The sequence below is a fragment of the Kitasatospora sp. NPDC036993 genome, from assembly GCF_055607525.1.
This window is the reverse complement of the sequence record NZ_JBVJRP010000023.1, coordinates 102,391-120,864: the sequence shown is the minus strand read 5'-3', so window position 1 is coordinate 120,864 and position 18,474 is coordinate 102,391. Positions and strand designations below refer to the sequence as shown.

The window sequence follows — 18,474 nt, the reverse complement described above, 5'->3', positions numbered from 1 at the left end:
GGTTCGGGTGGAGTGGGGGGAGGTGGGCGGGGGGGCGAGTTTGGGCTGGGGGCGGGGTGTGGTGGGGTCGGTGTGGTGTGGGGGGGTTTTTTTTCCTTCCCCCCCTCCCCGTGTGTTCCTTTCCTCCCGCCGGGTGCGGCTCGGCGGTCCGGCTCAGGCCGCGGCCGGCGCCTGTGCCGCGGACTGCGGACCGAGGCGGACGGGCAGCGCGGCGAGGTGCCAGGCCGCCGGGTTCGGGCCGCGCTCCACGGCCTCCGGGCCGACCGCGAGGGCCAGCCGCGGGTACGTCCGCAGCAGCACGCCGAAGGCGACCACCGCCTGCTGGTGCGCCAGCGCCGCGCCGAGGCAGCGGTGGGTGCCGTGGCCGAAGCCGAGGTGCGCCTCGTGGTGCCCCGGCCGGTCCGGCGTGCCCGCCCGGCAGACGTCCAGGCGCTCCGGCTCGGCGTAGGCCCGCGGGTCGTGGTTGGCCCCGGCCAGGATCGGCATCACCGCCTCGCCCCTGCGGATCAGGGTGCCGGCCAGGGTGAGGTCCTCGGTGGCGTAGCGCGGCACCCCGCCGATGGTCGGGCCGCACCAGCGCATCAGCTCGTCGACGGCGGCGGGCAGCAGACCCGGATCGGTGCGGACCGTCGCCAGCTGGTCGGGGTGGGCCAGCAGCGCGGCCGTGCCGTTGCCGATCAGGGTGGCGGTGGTCTCGTGGCCGGCCACGATCAGGTTGAGGATCAGCGAGACGGTCTCCACCGGGGCGAGGGAGTCGCCCTCCGCGGCGGCCAGCCGGGAGAGCAGGTCCTCGGCCGGTTCGGCGCGGCGGAGTCCGATCAGCTCGCGGGCGGCGGCCACCATCGCGCGCAGCGCCCCGTCCAGGCCGGGCCCGGCGCCGCGGCCGAGGTAGGAGCTCCAGGTGCGCCACTGCGGGCGGTCGGCCTCGGGGATGCCGAGCAGTTCGCAGATCACGGTGACGGGCAGCGGGTAGGCGAAGTGCGCGACCAGGTCGACCACACCGTCCGGGCCGGCGTGCTCGGGCAGCGCCCTGGCGTACTCCTCGGCGAGCCGCTCGATCCGGGGCCGCAGGCGCTCCACCGCGCCGGCCGTGAAGGCGGGGTGGACCAGGCCGCGCATCCGGCGGTGCCGGGCGCCGTCCGCGCCGAAGACGCCGGCCCGCAGGTACTGGGCGCACTCGGGCGGCATGCCGCGGGCGCGCCAGACCTGCTCGGTGCGGTGCGCGGGGACGGGCGCGGCGGTCTCCTCCGTCGTGCCGGCGGTGTCCTGGGCGGGGCTGACGGTGGCGGCGGTGACGGTGTCCTCGGCGGGGCCGGTGGCGGTGGCGGGGCCGCCGACGGCGTTCACGTCGTTGACGAAGCGCGGGTCGGAGAGCACGGTGCGGACGTCCTGGTAGCGGACGGCGATCCAGAACGGGTCCACGCCGGGGATGGTGGCGCGGGCGAGCGGGGCGCGCTCGCGCAGGTCGGCGAAGGCGGCGAAGGGGTCGCGGATCAGGTGTTCGGCACGCAGGTCGACGGTCTCGATCGGCTCGGCGGTGGTCACGGCTGCCTCCTTGAGGGGAGCGGAGTCCATCTGGTCACGGATCGTGACGGATTCGGGTGGCGGGCTCACCGGCTTCCGGGCCCGATTCACTCGATCGAGCACAGTGGGTCGTTTCCCCGGGCCCCCGGGAGCCGCGCCTCCGGGCCCCCCTCTCCGGCCCCCTCTCCGGCCCGCGCGAGGACTCGGGCCGGACGCGTGACATGCTCGGAGCCATGACCACCGCGCCCGTACCGCCCGTCGCCGACCTCCGCAACCCGATCGGCGCCCATGTGCCGGTGGCCGCCCGCGGGCTGGCCGGCACGGGTCTGGCGTACGCGCGCCGGGTCGGCGCGGAGACGGTGCAGGTGTTCGTGGCCAACCCGCGCGGCTGGGCCACTCCCCCGGGCAACCCGGCCCAGGACGAGGAGTTCCGCACCACCTGCGCCGACCAGGGCATCCCGGCCTGGGTGCACGCCCCGTACCTGATCAACTTCGGCTCGGACAACCCGGCCACCCGCGAGCGCTCGGCCGACTCGCTGCGGCACTCGCTGCACCGCGGCCACGCCATCGGCGCGCTCGGCGTCGTCCTGCACACCGGCTCGGCGGTCGGCACGGCCCCCGGTGGCGGCTCGCGGCGGGCCGAGGCGATGGCGCAGGTCCGGGCGGACGTCCGGCCGCTGCTGGACGAGCTGGACGCGCTGGGCGACGACGCGCCGTGGCTGCTGCTGGAGCCGACCGCGGGCCAGGGCAGCTCGCTCTGCTCGCGGCTGGAGGAGCTGGCCGAGTACGTGGAGGCGCTGGACCACCACCCGAAGGTGGGAGTCTGCCTGGACACCTGCCACGCCTTCGCCGCCGGGCACGACCTGGCGGAGCCCGGTGGGGTGACGGCCGCGCTGGACGCCCTGGCCGCCGCGGCCGGTCCCGGCCGACTGCGGCTGATCCACGCCAACGACTCCGAGGACGTGGTCGGCGCCCGCAAGGACCGGCACGCCAACATCGGTGCCGGGATGATCGGCGCCGAGCCGTTCCGCGAGCTGTTCGAGCACCCGGAGACGGCCGGGGTGCCGCTGCTGGTGGAGACCCCGGACCGCAAGCACGGCGGGGACGGCACCGGGCACGCGATGGACATCACGGTGCTGAAGGAGCTGCGGGAGCGGGCCGCCGTCCGGGTCTGAGGCCGCGGGCGGCGGCGCCCGCCGGCACCTCGGCGGGCGAGCACCCGCCGCCGGACAGCCGGGAGCCCGGGGGCCGACGGACGGCCTCCGGGCTCGGGGTACGGAGGGTCAGCAGCCGCAGTCGCTCTCGCCGTGCTCGGCGTAGTTGAACCAGTCGGCGTGCGGGCCGAACAGGCCGACGCCCGCGGAGCCGGACTGCAGGCTCTGCCCCTCCGACTGCGACGGAGTGGAGCCCCCCGCCATGGCCGAGGTCGGGACCGCCACCACGGCACCGGCCACGGCGACGATCACGGCGAGCTTGCGGATCTTCCCACGAAGCGACATCTGATGTCCTTTTGGTTCGTCTCTGGTCCTCAACCCGCGCCCCCGACCAGCCGGTCCGGCCGCCCGACGGGGCTGGGCGGCGCCCCACCGGGGAGGCGCCGCGCCCACGTTTGCACACGAACGCGCGGCTTCGGGCACGCGCCGCAACCGGGCTGAGGCATTCGGGTGAGGCAACTCCCCCGGCCGGACGAATCCGGGCGTACACCCGTGAATCAGGTCGAACGGCCGGACGGGGGGCGCCGGACGAGTGCCCGTCCGGCCGCCCGGCGACCGCAGGTCTTGCGGTGACAGAGCGGGCGAACTGAACAAATCCCGTCGATTTGGTGCACGGGACGGCCCGGTCCGAGCATGAACGGTCGCTCCATGGCACTCCACCGAGCGCGAGCAGCACCACGAAAGGCGCACCACCCTCATGCAGACCAGTCCCGCCGCACCCCGGCAGGCGACCCGCCCGAGCGGCCCGGAGACCCCGGGGCCGGCCGGCTCCCCACCTGCCGGTCCCGCGCAGACCGGTCCCGCACCGGCCGGCCTCGCACAGACCGGCTCCGCGCAGGCCAGCTCCGCACCGGCCGGTCCGACGCCGGAGCGGAGCGGCCGCCGTTTCGGGCCGGCGACCGCCACCGCCCTGGTGATGGGCAACATCATCGGCGGCGGCATCTTCATGATCCCGGCCGCGGTGGCGCCGTTCGGGACGGTCAGCCTGCTCGCCTTCGTGGTGCTCACCGTGGGCGCGATCGCGCTGGCCCTGGTCTTCGGGCAGCTGGCCCGCCGCAGCCCGCGCACCGGCGGACCGTACGTCTACGCCCGCGAGGCCTTCGGGGACTTCGCCGGCTTCCTGTCCGCCTGGTCGTACTGGATCACCACCTGGGTCAGCAACGCCGCGCTCGCCGTGGCCGCCGTCGGGTACCTGAACGTGCTGCTGCCGATGCACGGCTCCGTCCCGCTGGAGATCGCCGCCGCGCTGGCCTTCCAGTGGCTGCCGGCGCTGGCCAACCTGGCCGGCAGCCGGTACGTCGGGGCGGTCCAACTCGTCTCGACCGTGCTGAAGTTCGTGCCGCTGCTGCTGGTCTCGGTGGGCGGTCTGTTCTTCTTCGACCCGAAGAACCTCGGGCCCTTCGACGGCACCGGCCAGGGCTGGGCGGGCGGAATGTCCGCCGCCGCCGCGATCCTCCTGTTCAGCTACCTGGGCGTGGAGTCGGCCGCGATGAGCGCCGGCCAGGTCCGCGACCCGGAGCGCAACGTCGGCCGGGCCAGCGTGCTCGGCACCACCGGTGCGGCGGTGGTCTACCTGCTCGGTACGGTCGCGGTGTTCGGCACCGTCGCGCACGACCGGCTGGTGCACTCCACCGCACCGTTCTCGGACGCCGTGGACGCCATGTTCGGCGGCACCTGGGGCGGCACGGTGATCGCCGTCGCCGCGCTGGTCTCGATGACCGGCGCCCTCAACGGCTGGACCCTGCTCTCCGCCCAGGCCCCGTACGCGGCCGCCAAGGACGGCCTGTTCCCGGCGGCCTTCGGCAAGGAGCGGCGCGGGGTGCCGGTCTTCGGCGTGCTGGTCGGCGTCTCGCTGGCCTCGGCGCTGACCGTGCTCAACTTCGCCAGCGGCGCGAAGGGCGCCTTCGACATGCTGGTGCTGGTCACCACGTTCACGGCCACCGTCCCCTACCTGCTCTCCACCGCCGCCCAGCTGTACTGGCTGGTGCGCGGGGCCGGCGAGAAGGTCGACCGCGGGCGGCTGGTGCGCGACGCCGTCCTCGGCCTGGGCGCCTTCGGCTTCTCGCTCTGGCTGCTCGCGGGGGCCGGCTACGCCGCCGTCTACCAGGGCGTCCTGTTCCTGTTCGCGGGCATCCTGGTCTACGTCTGGATGGCGGGCCGCCGCCGCGACTGAACCCCCGGCGACAGCCGGGCACTCCGGCACGGGACCGGCGAAACCCCGCCCGACTCCGCCGAACCCCCGTGAAACCAGGCAAAAACCGTGAAGCCCCGTGACGTGCGCCGGACTTGTCCGGTGCACGTCCGATGTGCACGAGGATTTCACCTCCCGGGTCTACCCGCGTAGGTGACGGGCTCGACACACTGACGCACGCAACTCAGCAGTTCATCCGATCTGATGATGGAGCGTCCGCCATGGCCCCCACCACGCCCCTGCGCCGATTCCTGTCCTGCATACCGGCCGCCGCCGCCCTCGCCACCGCGACCGTCGTCGCGGCCGGCGCCCCCGCCCAGGCCGCCCTGCCGACCCCGATCTCCGCGGCCACCGCGCGGAGCTACCTCGCCGCGATGCCCGCCACCGCGGAGACCCACGGGGACACCTACGACCGGACCCTGTTCCCGGCCTGGATCACCATCAGCGGCACCTGCGACACCCGCGAGTGGATCGTCAAGCGGGACGGCAGCAACGTCGCCACCGACACCTCCTGCAAGGCCACCAGCGGCAGCTGGTCCTCGGCGTACGACGGCGTCACCACCACCAACGCCTCCTCCTTCGACGTGGACCACCTGGTGCCGCTCTCCGAGGCCTGGGCCTCGGGCGCCTGGTCCTGGACCACCGCCCAGCGCCAGGCCTTCGCCAACGACGTCACCCGCCCCCAGCTGCTGCTGGTCTCCGCGAGCAGCAACCGCTCCAAGGGCGACCGCGACCCGGCCGAGTGGCTCCCCCAGGCCTCCTACCGCTGCACCTACGCCCGGGCCTGGGTGCAGGTGAAGCAGCACTACGGCCTGAGCGTGGACAGCGCCGAGAAGAGCGCGCTCGGCGGCATCCTCAACGGCTGCTGAGCCCACCGCCCCTGCGGCCCGGCGCTCACCCCGCGCCGGGCCGCAGTACCGGGCCTGGTCGTACCGCTCTGGGCCTTGCCGTACCGCGCCGGGCCTTGCCGCGCCGGGCCATGCCGTGCAGTGCCCGCACCGGGCCGTGCGCACCGCACCGGTCAGTCGGTCGAGTCCGGCGGGAAGGCGACCGGGTAGGCCTCGGCGAAGTCGGCCGAGCGCGCCACCTCGCGCCACCTGGTGTCCTCCGCCAGGAGCCGCCGGTCCATCGCGATCGAGCCCTCGGCGGCGTTGACCCCGAGCGGCAGGTGGTGCGGGATGTCGCGCCGCCTGGCCATCCCGACCAGGATGTCGGCGGCCCGGACCGGGTCGCCCGCCGCACCGTCCCCACCCTGCCGCAGCCGCCGGTTCACGGCGCCGACCGTCTCGTCGTAGGCCTCCGGGACGTCGTGGACGACCATCGAGGAGCCCGCCCAGTCGGTGCGGAAGCCGCTGGGTTCGACGACCAGCACCCGCACTCCGAACGGCGCGGTCTCGGCGCGCAGCACGCGGCTGAACCCGTCGATGGCGAACTTCGCCGCCTGGTACGACGCGATGCCGGGGGAACCGCCGACCCGGCCGCCCATCGAGGAGAACTGCACCACCAGCCCACCCCGTTGCTCGCGCAGCAGCGGGATCGCGGCCTTGGTGACGTGGTAGACGCCCCAGAAGTTGGTCTCGAACTGAGCCCGGAAGTCGGCGTCCTCGGTGGTCTCGATCGGCGAGACGTTGGCGTAGCCGGCGTTGTTCACCAGCACGTCGATCCGGCCGAAGGCGGCCCGCGCCTCGGCGATGGCCGCGCGGGCGGCCGCCGGGTCGGTGACGTCCAGCGCGATCGGGCGGATCCGGTCGCCGAACTCCTCGACCAGGTCGGCCAGTTGCTCGGGGCGACGGGCGGTCGCCGCCACTCGGTCGCCGGCCTCCAGCGCGGCTCGGACGAGGGTGCGCCCGAAGCCTCGCGAACTGCCGGTGACGAACCAGACCTGCTCCCCGCCCGCCTCCATGCCGTGCTCCATGTCCGTGTTCCGCTCCATGTTCTGCTCCATGTCGTTAGTAAAACACCGTTGCGCTAATACCGCAACGCCGTTGCACTAATAGGGCAACACCGTTGCCCTACCATGGGCGGGTGGATGCACCGGAGTTCCAGCGCGCACGCTCGCCCGAGGCCAAGCGCCTCCGCGAGGCCGCGATCCTGACGGCGGCCCGGTCACTCGGCCACGAGCGCGGCATCAGGGACGTCACCCTGACCGACATCGCCGCCGCGGTGGGGATGCACAAGTCGGCGCTGCTGCGGTACTTCGAGACCCGCGAGGAGATCTTCCTGCGCCTGACCGCCGAGGGCTGGGCGGAGTGGTCCCAGGCGCTGACCGCGCGGCTGCGGGAGACCGCGGAGCCGGGCCCGGCCGCCGTGGCCCGGGCGTTCGCCGCCACCCTCGCGGCCCGCGGGATGTTCTGCGACCTGCTCGCCCACGCACCGCTCAACCTCGAACGCAACGTCTCGCTCGACGCCGTACGCGAGTTCAAGCTCGCCACACTCGCCGCCCGCGAGCCGATCGCCGCGGCCGTCCGCGAGCAGCTGCCCGCCCTCGACGAGCAGGACGTCGTCGACCTGGTCGCCACCGCCGTCTCGCTGGCCGGCGCCCTGTGGCAGATCGCGAACCCGGGCGCCGAGGTCGCCGCGCTCTACCGCGGCGACCCGCGGCTCGCCCACGCCGTCGTCGAGGTCGAACCCCGGCTCGCCCGCGTCCTCACCGCCACCGTCACCGGGCTGGTCGCGGGCCGGTGCGAACCGCGGCCCTGACCGGCTCCGGCCGCGCCCGGCGCGTGCGTTCCGGCGCGTGCGTTCCGGTGCACCCGGACGGCCCGTCCGACGGGCCGCACAGGGGATCCGACCCTACGGTGCGGCCAGGGGGTCATCCGAGCGGAAGGCTGTTTCTGGCATGGCTGGAAGATTCGAGCTGTACGTGGACGAGGGCGGCATGCACCGGTTCCGGCTCAAGGCGAGCAACGGGACGGTCGTGGTGACCGGCGACCCGCAGGAGAGCAAGGACGACTGCCTGAAGAGCATCGAGTCCATCCGCAAACTCGCACCGTACGCGGAGCTCAAGGAGACCGCAGGGTCGCTGTGACACCGAGGGTTCCCGGACGCGGGTCGGCGGTTCAAATCGCCGACCCGCGTTCGCCTCTATGACAGATCCCTTTGGCCGGACGCATGCCGGACCCGGACAGAACACTGGCATGCGCGTCGTCATCGTCACCGAATCCTTCCCGCCCGAGGTCAACGGAGTCGCCCACAGCGTGCTGCGGACGGCCGAGCACCTGGTCCGCCGGGGCCACCGGCCCCTTGTCGTCACCCCCGCGCCGGCGCGGGGCACCGAGTGCCCGCCGGAGACCTTCGGCGGCGCCGCGGCGGGAGAGATTCCCGTGGTGCGCATTCCGTCGGTGCCGCTGCCGGGGTACCCGCAGGTGCGGATCGCGCTGCCCAGCCGGCAGCTGGCGGCCGCGATCGCCGGGCACCGGCCGGACCTCGTGCACCTGGCCAGCCCGTTCGTGCTCGGCGCGCGCGGGATGCAGGTCGCCGCACGGCTCGGGGTGCCCGCCGTGGCCGTCTACCAGACCGACCTGGCCGGGTACGCGCACGCCTACCGGGCCGGACGGGGACTCGGGGAGGCCGCCGCCTGGCGGCGGATCCGGGCCGTGCACCGCGCCGCCGCCCGTACCCTGGCGCCCTCCACCCCGGCCGCCCAGGACCTCGCCGCGCACGGGGTGCCGCGGGTGCAGCTGTGGCCGCGCGGGGTGGACTCGGTGCGGTTCCACCCCCGGCACCGGGACGAGGCGCTGCATCGGGCGCTCGCGCCGGGCGGGGAGGTGCTGGTCGGGTACGTCGGCCGGCTGGCCCCGGAGAAGCGGGTCGATCTGCTGGCGGCGGCCTCGGCGCTGCCGGGGGTGCGGGTGGTCGTCGTCGGGGACGGCCCTTCGGCACCCGGGCTGAAGGCCTCGATGCCGGGCGCGGTGTTCCTCGGCCGGCGCACCGGTGACGAGCTGGCCCGCTGTTTCGCGGCCCTGGACCTCTTCGTGCACACCGGCCCGCTGGAGACCTTCTGCCAGACCATCCAGGAGGCGATGGCCAGCGGCGTGCCGGTGATCGGCCCCGCGGCGGGCGGGCCGCTGGACTTGGTCGCGCACCACCGCACCGGCCTGCTGGTGCCGCCCCGGGACGGTGCGGCGGTGGCCAGGGCGGTGGCCGAACTGGCCGCCGACCCGGCCAGGCGGGCCGCGTACGGGCGGGCCGGACGGGCCGAGGTGACCGCGCGCACCTGGGAGGCGGTCGGGGACCTGCTGCTGCGGCACTACGCCGAGGTGCTGGCGGAGCACCGCGGGCTGCCGTTGCCGTCCGCTCCCCCGGCGACGGTCGAGCCGGTGGCGCCCGCCCTGCCGGAAGAGCTGCCGGCATGACCTCCGTTCCCGGTGTCACCCCCGCTCACGACGGCGGGGCGCTGACGATCGTCCGGCTCGCCAACTTCGTCACCCCGGTCTCCGGCGGCCTGCGCACCGCGCTGCGCCACCTGGGCGCCGGGTACCGGGCGGCCGGGCACCGGCCGGTGCTGATCGTCCCCGGCGAGCGGCGCTCCGAGGAGGAGACCGAGCAGGGCGTGGTGGTCACCCTGCCCGGCCCGGTGCTGCCGGCCGGCGGCGGCTACCGGCTGCTCACCGACCGCCGGGCCGTGGCCGGCGAGCTGACCAGGTTCTCCCCGGACCGGCTGGAGGTGTCCGACCGCACCACACTGCGCTGGACGGGCGCCTGGGCCCGGCGGCACGGGGTGCGCTCGGTGATGGTCTCGCACGAGAGCGCCGCCGGGGTGCTGCGCACCTGGGGCGTGCCCGGTCCGCTGGCGGGTGCGGCGGCCGACCGGCTCAACGCGGCCACCGCCCGCGCCTACGACGCGGTGCTCTGCACCACCGACTGGGCCGCGGCGGAGTTCCGCCGGATCGGCGTCCCGAACCTGGTCCGGGCCCCGCTCGGGGTCGACCTGGACACCATGCGGCCGCTGCCCGCCGCCGAACGGGCGGCCGAGCGGGCCCGCTACGCCACCCCGGAGGAGACCCTGCTGGTGCTCTGCTCACGGCTCTCGGCGGAGAAGCGGCCCGAGCGGGCGATCGAGGCGCTGGCGGCGCTGCGGGCCGGACGGCGGCCCGCCGTGCTGGTGGTGGCCGGGACCGGCCCGCTGCGGGAACGGCTGGCAGACCGGGCCGCACGGCTGCGGCTGCCGGTGCGCTTCCTCGGGCACCTGGGCGGGCGCCCGGAACTGGCCCGGCTGCTGGGGTGCGCGGACGTGGTGCTCGCGCCCGGCCCCGTGGAGACCTTCGGGCTGGCCGCGATGGAGGCGCTGGCCTGCGGGACTCCGGTGGTGGTCAGCCGCTCCTCCGCGCTGCCCGCACTGGTCGGGCTCGCCGGCGTGGCGGCCGGCGACACGGGCGACGGATTCGCCTCCGCGGTGGGGCAGTTGCTGGCACGGCCGGAGGAGCTGCGGCGGGCCGCCGCCCGGTCGCGGGCCGAACGGTACGGCTGGCCGGCGGCGGTGGCGGCGTTCCTGGCGGCGCACGGCGTGCACGCCGTGCACGGCGACGAGGCGGTGCGCGTACGCGGGGACGCGGTGGTGCGCGTACGCGGGGACGAGGCATCGGGCGTACGCGGGGACGAGGCAGTGGACGGGCACAACGACGAGGCCGCGGCGGGGGGTCGGGATGAGCACACTGGACGCCGGGCGTGACCGGGCGGCGGAGGAGCGCCCCACGGCGGGCGAGCTGCTGCGCTTCGTCGCGCTCGGGGACTCGCTCACGGAGGGGGTCGGGGACCAGGTCGGCGAGGTCCGGCGCGGCTGGGCCGCCGTCCTCGCCCACTCGCTGGCGCCCGAGGGGCGGGACGTCGAGTTCACCAACCTGGCGTACAGCGGGGCACTCACCACCGAACTGACGAATCGTCAGCTCGGCGCGGCGCTGGCGCTGCGGCCCCAGCTGGCCGCGGTGGTGGTCGGCGGCAACGACACCCTGCGCACGGGCTTCGACATCCGGCGCACCACCCTGGAGCTGGACGCCACGATGGGTGAACTGTCCGGCCACGGAGCCAGGTTGCTCACCGCCTGCCTGCCCGACCCGGGCAGCCTGCTCCGGCTCCCGGCGCCGCTCGCCCGTCCGCTGGCGCGCCGGATGCGGGCGGTCAACACCGTGGTGCACACCCTCACCGCACGCCACCGGGCGGTGCACCTGCACCTCGCCGAGCTGCCCTGGCTGACGGAGCGCCGGCTGCTGAGCGTGGACCGCCTGCATCCCAGCGCCGAGGGCCACCACCTGATCGCCCGGCGGTTCCACGACCTGCTCACCGAGGCCGGCCACCCGCTCGGCCCGCCGCCGGCCCCCGTCCCGGCGGAACCCCCGCCGCGTCTGGCCGCCGACCTCTGGTGGATGGCCACCCAGGGCACCCGCTGGCTCGCCGCCCGCAGCACCGACCTGTTGCCGGGCCTGCTCGCGCTCGCCGCCGCCGAGGCCCTCGCCCGCCTGCGCGGCGGGAGCGGGCGGCACGACGAGCAGATGGCGCGAGCGGCGGCGCAGGCACTGGCGGCGCTGGGGTGAGGCGGGTGGCGGACCTCCGGATCCGTTCCAGTCATCCGAGATGACCCCACTGGGGTAGCCGGGCCCACGGGTCCCCCGATCGTGGCGGTGGAGGCCGCCCCCCGGTGGGAACCATCGGGGTGGCCCGGATTGTCGTGTCCGGGGAGAACATGGCGGAGGGAGCCGGGGTGGAGAACGCGGGCGCGGTCGGCCGGGGGGTCCTGGCGGCGGCAGGGGTGCTGTTCCCGGACGGGGCGGGGCGGGTGCTGGTGGTGCGGCTGCCGTACGACCGGAAGCATCCGGTGGCGATCCCGGGCGGTGGCTGGGAGCCGGAGGACCGGTCACCCCGGGAGACGGCGCTGCGGGAGATCCACGAGGAGCTGGGGTTCACGCCCCGGCTGGGGCCGCTGGCCGGTGTGGACTGGGCGCTGCTGCGCGAGGGCGACCGGCCGATCGTCGCGTACATGTACTGGGCCGAGCCGCTGACGGCGGAGCAGACCGCGGCGTTCCGGCCGGACCGGGCGGAGGTCGGCGGCTGGACCTGGCTGACCGCGGAGGAGGCCGGGCACGCGCTGCCGCCCCGGCTGTCGCGCCGGGTGACGGCCTGTCTGCGGGCGGCCCGCGACGCCGGGCCGGTGGAGCTGGAGGACAGCCGGCCGGTCGGGCACACGCTCGGGTGGCTGCCCGCCGACGGGCCGGTGCCCGAGTACGTCGGACTGCCGGCGGCGCCGGGGCTGTCCCCGTCGACCGAGGAGCCACCCGAGCCGCCGATGGACCGGGAGACCTACTTCGCCACCCGGCCGCGGATCCGGGCCAAGGCGCGGGCGCTGTTCACCGACGCCGCCGGCCGGGTGCTGCTGGTCCGGCTGCGGCCGTGGGACGGGCCGCGCGGACGGACGCCGTACTGGACGCTGCCGGGCGGCGGGGTCGAGGCGGACCGGGAGATGCCCCGGGCGGCGGCCCGGCGGGAGATCCGCGAAGAGCTGGGCTGGGAGGCCGAACCGGGGCCGCTGCTGGCGTTGGACTGGCAGCCGGGCGCGGCGGCCGACCCCGAGGCCGACCCGGCGACCGGCCGGGACACCGCCGTCCTGGTGTACGTGTTCGACGGGGGCACGGTGACGGAGCCGATGCTCGGCTCGATCGTGCTGCCGGAGGAGGAGCTGGTGGAGTGGCGGCTCTGCGCTCCGGACGAGGCGCGGACGCTGCTGACCGGCCCGTCCTGGGACCGTACGGCCGCCGCGCTGGCCGCCCGGGAAGGGCCGGGCGGGCCGGTCGAGCTGGTGCGCGGGCGGGCCGTGGGACCGGACCTGCCACGGGAGTGACGGCGGGACGGACGCCGGGTGCGGCGCCCTGCCCGTCCCGGCGGCGCGTCAGACCTCCAGGTCGGCCTCGATCCGGCCGAGCTGGTGGCGGGCCATCGCGAGGTTGGCGCGCGACTTGTCCAGTGCGAGGTAGAGGAACAGGCCCTTGCCGGTGCGGCCGGTGAGCGGGCGGATCAGGTGGTACTGGCTGGTCAGGGTGATCAGGATGTCCTCGATCCCGTCCTGGAGGCCGAGCATGTCCATGGTGCGCATCTTGGCGCGCACCACGTCGGTGTTCCCGGCGGCGGCGACGTTGAGGTCCAGGCCGCCGGGGCCGTCGAGGGTGGCCAGCGCCATGCCGCTGTTGTAGTCCACCAGGGCCGCGCCGATGGCGCCCTCGATGCTGGTCATGGCCTGCTTGAGCGCGCCGGCTGCGTCGGTCATCTGGGTAACTCCCGTTCGGTGGTGAGGTGGTGAGGTGGTGATGTGGTGAGGTGGTGAGGTGGTGGCTGGTTCGGGTGCCCGGTGCCCGGCGCTGCGGAGCCGCGGTGACGCGGCCCTGCCGCGGGCCGGTGGACGGCCCGGTCAGACCGCGTCGCGCGGGTCCTTGGGCACGAGGGCGTCGCTGAGCAGCCCCGCGATGCGCTGTGCGCTGCGGCGGGCCTCCAGGTGCAGCCGGCCCACGTTGACGTCCGGGCGCGCCAGCAGGGTCAGCACGCAGCTGCCGCCGGCCGCGTAGGTGGCGACGTAGCCGTTCTCGCCGCGCACCAGCGACTCGCGGAACTCGCCCTGGCCTGTGGTGTCGGCGAGCCGTTGCGCCAGCGAGAGCGAGGCCGCCGTCATCGCGGCCAGGCCGGACGGTTCGGTGCCATGGGTGTCGTGCGCGACCAGCAGGCCGTCCACGCTGGCGACGAGGCCGCCCGCGAGGTGCGGGACACGGTGTTTGACGGCGCGCAGTTCGGCGAGCAACTCGGTCTCCAAGGCGATCAGTTGCCTCCTTCCGACACGCTGCTTGAGTGCCCGCCTCATGGCCGGGACGGCTGGGTCGCGGGCGGGGAGTGGGTCAAAGTCGGGCCTCCAGAAGGTCTCGGACCCGGGTCAGCAGGGCGATGTCCGGGTCGGGGACGGCGAGCGGGTGGGCCGCTGCCGTGGTGGGCGGGTGTGCGGAGTGCGTGGGGGCGGCGGTCCCGCTGCCGGTTCCGGTGGGGTTCGAGGCCGGGGCCGCGGCGGGGGCCGCCGTGGGCGCTGCGGCGCGAGCCGCGGCGGGGGCCGCTGCGGCCGGGGCGTCGGCCGGTCCGCCGCCCCTGAGGCCGGCGCCGGCGAGTCCGGCGTCCCGGAGCGCGGCGCCGGGCACCCTGCGGTGCAGCCCCCCGGGTGCCCGTCCGCCGGCGGCCGGTGGGGGCGCCACGGGGGCCCGGGTGGCCGGAACCGACCCCTCGGGGGCGGGAGCCCCGGCTACCGGGGCATCGGCAGCCGGGGCCTCGGGCGGGCGCAGGGCGTCCAGCAGTCCGGCGGCGGCCAGCCGCCGGACGTCCGCCGTCACGCCGAAGCCCGAGCGGCCGAGCAGCCGGGCGAGGTCCGCCGGGGTTCGCCGGCCGTCGGCGTGGTCCAGCAGCTCGCGGCGCCGTCGGCCGGACGGACGGTGGGGCGGCCGGCGGCCGTGCTCGACCGGACGGACCGGAGCGTTGTCCAGCTGGCCCCACGGCCAGATCCCGTCGAGCAGCCGCCGGCGGCGTTCGACCTCGCGGTGCAGCCGGGCCGGATCGACCGCCGCGACCGGTCCGAGCCAGTGCCGGGCGTCGGCGTCGAACCTCCAGCGGCCGCCGGACGGATCGGCGAGGACGAAGAACGCCGCGTCGAACAGCGTTCCCAGATGGCCGAGTTCGAGTTCTCCGCGGGTGAGCAGTCGCCGTTCGACCAGCGCCTCGCCGACCCTCTCGTGCGGGCCGTGGACCCGGAGCAGTTCCGCCCACTCCTCGGGGGTGGTCCGGCCGCAGCCGGTGAGCAGCTCGGCCAGTCCCGGAGCCCGGGCGGACTCGGCCGCGGTCACCCGGCCGTCGACCAGGTGGAGGCTGCCGAGCGGCCCGTACAGGGCGCCGGTGGCGCGGCCCCTGGCGAGCAGGGCGAGCGACTCGCCCGGGGTCCTCGGCGTGGCGGCCCCCGCCTCGGACGACTGCGCGGCACCGGTCGCGGCGATCACGCGTTCACCCCAACACCAGCTCCTCGGTGAGGGCTTGGAGGCGGAAGCGGGCGGCGGCGAGGTTGCCTTCCGCCCGGTCCAGCCAGAGGTGCAGGACGAGCCTGCTGTCGAAGACGGTGTCGATGAAGCGGATCAGGTGGTAACTGCGGCCGGCGGTGACGATGATGTCCTCCAGCGGGGCCCGCCGGTCCTCCGCCACGGTGAAGGTCTGGCTCTCAACGGCCGCTCGCACCAAGTCCGTTGCCTCGGCGGCTGAGGTCTCGTGCTCGCCCGTCGGACTGTGCCCGAGGCTGCCGAGCGCGAGCCCGCTGCTCCAGTCGACCAGGCTCGCGGCGCGGGCCCCGGCGATCGCCATCGCTCCGGAGAGGCATTCGTCGATACCGGGCACACCGGCTCCTTCGCGGGGTCTGGGCGGCCGGGCACAGCACTGCCCGACCGGTTCACCACCAGCAGTGGCACGTCCGACACGGAAGGCTACTGCCGGATCTCGTACGACGAACATTCCCATGGCATATTCACATCATCGGCGGCCAGTTTCAGCCAAGAACTGACGGTTCATCAATTCGGCCCCGACGACAATGGCGCTGGCAGACCGGAACGTCCGGAACGGTGTTCGCGGACCACCTGGCACGCGACCTTGGCCGACATCGAGCCGCCAGGAAGAGTTTCGCGCCCAAAAGTACGATAAGAGGACGCGCCTGTGAGGCGCGAGCACGACGAAGGGGCCCGTTCCGCTGGACGGAACGAGCCCCTTCGAGTGGAGCGCCAGGCCCGGGTCGCACGGACTCTCCCTACTGAAAGTAGGGCGTGCTCTGGTAGCACCGCTGACGCCTGTTCGAGAGTTGTTTCCCGGAAGATCACTTCCCCTCGACGAGCAGAACACTAGCAGGTCATCACGGCCGGTCAGAAATCGCGGCCGGGGCACCGGAGGCGGGACGGGCCGAGGAGGGAACGGGTGGCGGACAGGCCGGGACAGATCAGCCCAGCAGCGCCCGGTAGCCCTCGATCAGGGCGGTCAGACCGAGCCCGAAGGCCCGGTCGGCGCGCTCGCGCCCGACCGGGACGGCATCCAGGGCACCGGCCAGCCGCGGGGTCGCGGCACGGTCGACGGCGTCGACCATGACGTCCGGGGCGACCAGGTCCAGCGCCGACCCCAGAACGAAGCTCTCCAGGGCGGTGATCAGGCCCATCACGTCCCGCGCGGCGAAGCCCGCGTCCTCCAGGGTGGCGACGGCCCGCTCGTACAGCTCGTGCATGAACGATTCGGCCAGCGGGGCGGTGGCGAGCAGCCGGACGATGCCGGGGTGTTCGGCGAAGGCGTCCCGATAGGCGTGCGCCCAGGTGCGCAGCGCGGCGTCCCAGGGCTGCTCCCACATCGACTGCTCGCCGATCGTGCGCACCAGTTCGGCGCGCATCAGGGCGACGATCTCGGCGCGGCCGGCGACGTGGTGGTAGAGCGCGGAGGGACTGACCTTGAGCGCGCCGGCCAGCGCGGGGATGGTGAGGTCCCCCGCCTCGTCGACCAGCCGCAGCGCGGTGTCCACGATGCGCTGCCGGTCCAGCAGGGGTGTGCGCGGCCTGGGCATGCCCGGTTCCTCACCTTCGGGGTCGCCGAGCACCGTCGGCCCCCGACAGACCAAGATCGTCGTTATCCAAGCGTTATTGAACGGCTTTCAGTAAAACCCTTCCGCACCCGCCGGTGCCGTGCCTACGGTAACCGAACCCCATTCGGTTGAGGCAGGCCGTCCACCCGTCGTCCTGCCCTGCCCCGGAGAGGACGCACACCCCCGTATGCGTGCCGAAACGATCTTCACCGGCGGCCGGATCCACACCGGAGACCCCGCCCTCCCCCGCACCCACGCCCTCGCCGTCAGCGCGGGACGGATCGCCGCCCTCGGCGACGCCGCCCTCGCCCTGCGCGACGAAGGCACCGCGACCGTCGACCTCGACGGCGGCGCCCTGCTGCCCTCCTTCGGCGACGGCCACGTCCATCCGCTGATCGGCGGCATCGGCCTGCGCGGCGTGCCGGTCCGCGACTGCACCAGCCTGGAACAGGTCGTGGAGGCCGTCCGCGACTGGGCACAGCGCCACCCCGAGGCCGAGTGGATCACCGGCGACGCCGTCGACCCCTGGCTGGCCGAGGGCGGACTGTTCGACGCCCGGCTGCTCGACGCCGCCGTCCCGGACCGGCCGGTGCTGCTGCGCACCATGGATCACCACACCGGCTGGGCCAACAGCGAGGCGCTGCGCCGGGCCGGGTACGGGCCGGACACTCCCGAGCCGGTGGGCGGCGAGATCGTCCGCCGGCCGGACGGCAGCCCGCTCGGCACCCTGCGCGAGTTCGGCGCGCTCAACCCCGTCCTCGCGCTCGTCCCGGCGCCGCCGGTGGCCGAGCAGGTCGCCGCGCTGCGGGAGAGCACCGCCGCGCTCGCCGCCGCCGGACTCACCTGGCTCCAGGACGCCTGGGTCGAGCCAGCCCAGGTGGACACCTGGCTGGCGGCCGTCGCCGAGGAGGACCTGCCGGTCCGGGCCGGACTCGCCCTGCTGCTCGAACCGGAGGGCTGGCGCGAACAGCTCCCCCGCCTGGCCGCCGACCGCGACCGGGTCGAGGCCGCCGGGCGCGGCCGGCTCACCGCGCGGGCGGTCAAGTTCTTCGCCGACGGTGTCATCGAGTCCGGTACGGCCGCGCTGCTGGAGCCCTACAGCGACTGCCCGCACTCCCACGGCCAGGCCAACTGGACCGGCGCCGAGCTGGCGGAGGCGGTCACCGCGGTCGACGCGCTGGGCTTCCAGCCGCACATCCACGCGATCGGCGACCGCGGCGTGCGGATCGCCCTGGACGCCGTCGAGGCCGCCACCCGCCGCAACGGGGTGCGGGCCCGCCGACCGGTGATCGCACACGTCCAGCTGGTCCACCCGGACGACCTGCCGCGCTTCGCCGAACTCGGCGTGATCGCCAACTTCGAGCCGCTGTGGGCGCAGACCGACCCGCTGATGACCGAACTCACGCTGCCCAGGATCGGCCCCGAGCGCGGTGCCCGGCAGTACCAGATCGCCGCCCTGCTGCGCGACGGCGTCCGGGTCTCCTTCGGCAGCGACTGGCCGGTCACCCGCCACGAGCCGCTGGCCGGGCTGGCCACCGCCGTCACCCGGCAGAACCCGGACGGCCTGCCGGACGGCGGCTGGCTGCCCGAGGAGCGGATCGGGCTCACCGAGGCGCTGGCGGCGTACTCGGCGGGCGTGGCCCACCAGGCCTTCGAGGAGGCCGAGTGGGGCGTGCTGCGGCCGGGCCTGCGGGCCGACCTGGTGCACCTGGCCACCGATCCGTACGCGGTGCCGGCCGGTGAGCTGGCCTCGATCGAGGTGGCCGGCACCTGGCTCGGCGGGCGGCGTACCCACGGTGGGCCCGGCGGCGGCCACGGTGGGCCCGGCAGCAGCCACGGATCGGCGCGCTGAGGCGGCGCGCGTACGCGCCGGCAGGCCCTCCGACCGACACCGACATCCCGACCGATGTCCCGACGGGTTCCGGCCGTCC

The 18,474-nt window shown here is 75.2% G+C and carries 18 protein-coding genes; 10 read left to right on the top strand and 8 right to left on the bottom strand.

The window, feature by feature from the left end:
* Positions 1-153 precede the first annotated feature (153 nt).
* Complete coding sequence (locus tag ACZ7C5_RS34460) at positions 154-1,545, bottom strand: cytochrome P450 family protein (RefSeq protein WP_470324201.1); 1,392 nt, start codon at positions 1,543-1,545, stop codon at positions 154-156.
* A gap of 212 nt (positions 1,546-1,757) precedes the next feature.
* Between ACZ7C5_RS34460 and ACZ7C5_RS34455 the strand changes: the two genes are divergently transcribed.
* Complete coding sequence (locus tag ACZ7C5_RS34455; RefSeq protein ID WP_470324200.1) at positions 1,758-2,699, top strand: deoxyribonuclease IV; 942 nt, start codon at positions 1,758-1,760, stop codon at positions 2,697-2,699.
* 108 nt (positions 2,700-2,807) lie between these two features.
* On the opposite strand, the gene ACZ7C5_RS34450 is transcribed toward ACZ7C5_RS34455, so the two are convergent.
* Entirely contained in the window at positions 2,808-3,023 is a 216-nt protein-coding gene (locus ACZ7C5_RS34450) for a hypothetical protein (protein WP_188297673.1), read from the bottom strand.
* A gap of 412 nt (positions 3,024-3,435) precedes the next feature.
* Here ACZ7C5_RS34450 and ACZ7C5_RS34445 point away from each other — a divergent pair, with 412 nt between their 5' ends.
* Both ACZ7C5_RS34445 and ACZ7C5_RS34440 read left to right on the top strand, forming a co-directional pair.
* Positions 3,436-4,911 carry an amino acid permease gene (locus ACZ7C5_RS34445; RefSeq protein WP_401085653.1) on the top strand — a complete coding sequence of 492 codons (1,476 nt, stop codon included), beginning with the start codon at positions 3,436-3,438 and terminating at the stop codon, positions 4,909-4,911.
* Positions 4,912-5,150: 239 nt separating this feature from the next.
* Positions 5,151-5,798 carry an HNH endonuclease family protein gene (locus ACZ7C5_RS34440; protein ID WP_401085656.1) on the top strand — a complete coding sequence of 216 codons (648 nt, stop codon included), beginning with the start codon at positions 5,151-5,153 and terminating at the stop codon, positions 5,796-5,798.
* A gap of 152 nt (positions 5,799-5,950) precedes the next feature.
* Here ACZ7C5_RS34440 and ACZ7C5_RS34435 read toward each other — a convergent pair whose 3' ends face one another.
* Positions 5,951-6,832: an SDR family NAD(P)-dependent oxidoreductase gene (locus tag ACZ7C5_RS34435; protein WP_470324203.1), complete on the bottom strand. Its 882-nt coding sequence runs from the start codon at positions 6,830-6,832 to the stop codon at positions 5,951-5,953.
* 122 nt (positions 6,833-6,954) lie between these two features.
* Here ACZ7C5_RS34435 and ACZ7C5_RS34430 point away from each other — a divergent pair, with 122 nt between their 5' ends.
* The 6 genes from ACZ7C5_RS34430 (at position 6,955) to ACZ7C5_RS34405 (ending at position 12,760) form a co-directional block, all read left to right on the top strand.
* Entirely contained in the window at positions 6,955-7,629 is a 675-nt protein-coding gene (locus ACZ7C5_RS34430; RefSeq protein ID WP_401085659.1) for a TetR/AcrR family transcriptional regulator, read from the top strand.
* A 139-nt stretch (positions 7,630-7,768) separates the two neighbouring features.
* Positions 7,769-7,957 (top strand): YegP family protein, encoded by a 189-nt coding sequence (locus tag ACZ7C5_RS34425; RefSeq protein WP_188297669.1) that lies wholly within the window; start codon positions 7,769-7,771, stop codon positions 7,955-7,957.
* Between the two features lie 109 nt (positions 7,958-8,066).
* Positions 8,067-9,284, top strand: a complete 1,218-nt coding sequence (locus ACZ7C5_RS34420) for a glycosyltransferase family 4 protein (RefSeq protein ID WP_401085663.1) — start codon at positions 8,067-8,069, stop codon at positions 9,282-9,284.
* Positions 9,281-10,600, top strand: coding sequence for a glycosyltransferase (locus tag ACZ7C5_RS34415; protein WP_401085665.1), 1,320 nt, complete (start codon positions 9,281-9,283; stop codon positions 10,598-10,600). The genes ACZ7C5_RS34420 and ACZ7C5_RS34415 overlap by 4 nt, the downstream gene beginning before the upstream one ends.
* Positions 10,575-11,459 carry an SGNH/GDSL hydrolase family protein gene (locus ACZ7C5_RS34410; RefSeq protein ID WP_401085668.1) on the top strand — a complete coding sequence of 295 codons (885 nt, stop codon included), beginning with the start codon at positions 10,575-10,577 and terminating at the stop codon, positions 11,457-11,459. Before ACZ7C5_RS34415 ends, ACZ7C5_RS34410 begins: the two co-directional genes overlap by 26 nt.
* Positions 11,460-11,608: 149 nt before the next feature.
* Complete coding sequence (locus tag ACZ7C5_RS34405) at positions 11,609-12,760, top strand: NUDIX hydrolase (protein ID WP_470324199.1); 1,152 nt, start codon at positions 11,609-11,611, stop codon at positions 12,758-12,760.
* A gap of 48 nt (positions 12,761-12,808) precedes the next feature.
* Here the strand turns inward: ACZ7C5_RS34405 and ACZ7C5_RS34400 are convergent, their stop codons facing one another.
* From ACZ7C5_RS34400 to ACZ7C5_RS34380, 5 genes are all read right to left on the bottom strand, one after another.
* Complete coding sequence (locus ACZ7C5_RS34400; protein ID WP_188297664.1) at positions 12,809-13,183, bottom strand: hypothetical protein; 375 nt, start codon at positions 13,181-13,183, stop codon at positions 12,809-12,811.
* A 141-nt stretch (positions 13,184-13,324) separates the two neighbouring features.
* A complete protein-coding gene (locus ACZ7C5_RS34395; protein ID WP_317620158.1) occupies positions 13,325-13,720 on the bottom strand; it encodes a roadblock/LC7 domain-containing protein in 396 nt (131 codons plus the stop codon).
* 82 nt (positions 13,721-13,802) lie between these two features.
* Positions 13,803-14,939, bottom strand: coding sequence for a hypothetical protein (locus ACZ7C5_RS34390; protein ID WP_401085674.1), 1,137 nt, complete (start codon positions 14,937-14,939; stop codon positions 13,803-13,805).
* 4 nt (positions 14,940-14,943) lie between these two features.
* Positions 14,944-15,327 carry a hypothetical protein gene (locus tag ACZ7C5_RS34385; protein WP_401085676.1) on the bottom strand — a complete coding sequence of 128 codons (384 nt, stop codon included), beginning with the start codon at positions 15,325-15,327 and terminating at the stop codon, positions 14,944-14,946.
* Between the two features lie 589 nt (positions 15,328-15,916).
* Positions 15,917-16,525, bottom strand: a complete 609-nt coding sequence (locus ACZ7C5_RS34380; protein WP_401085679.1) for a TetR/AcrR family transcriptional regulator C-terminal domain-containing protein — start codon at positions 16,523-16,525, stop codon at positions 15,917-15,919.
* Between the two features lie 205 nt (positions 16,526-16,730).
* On the opposite strand from ACZ7C5_RS34380, the gene ACZ7C5_RS34375 reads away from it, so the two are divergent.
* Positions 16,731-18,395 (top strand): amidohydrolase, encoded by a 1,665-nt coding sequence (locus ACZ7C5_RS34375; protein ID WP_470324198.1) that lies wholly within the window; start codon positions 16,731-16,733, stop codon positions 18,393-18,395.
* The last annotated feature ends 79 nt before the right edge of the window (positions 18,396-18,474 follow it).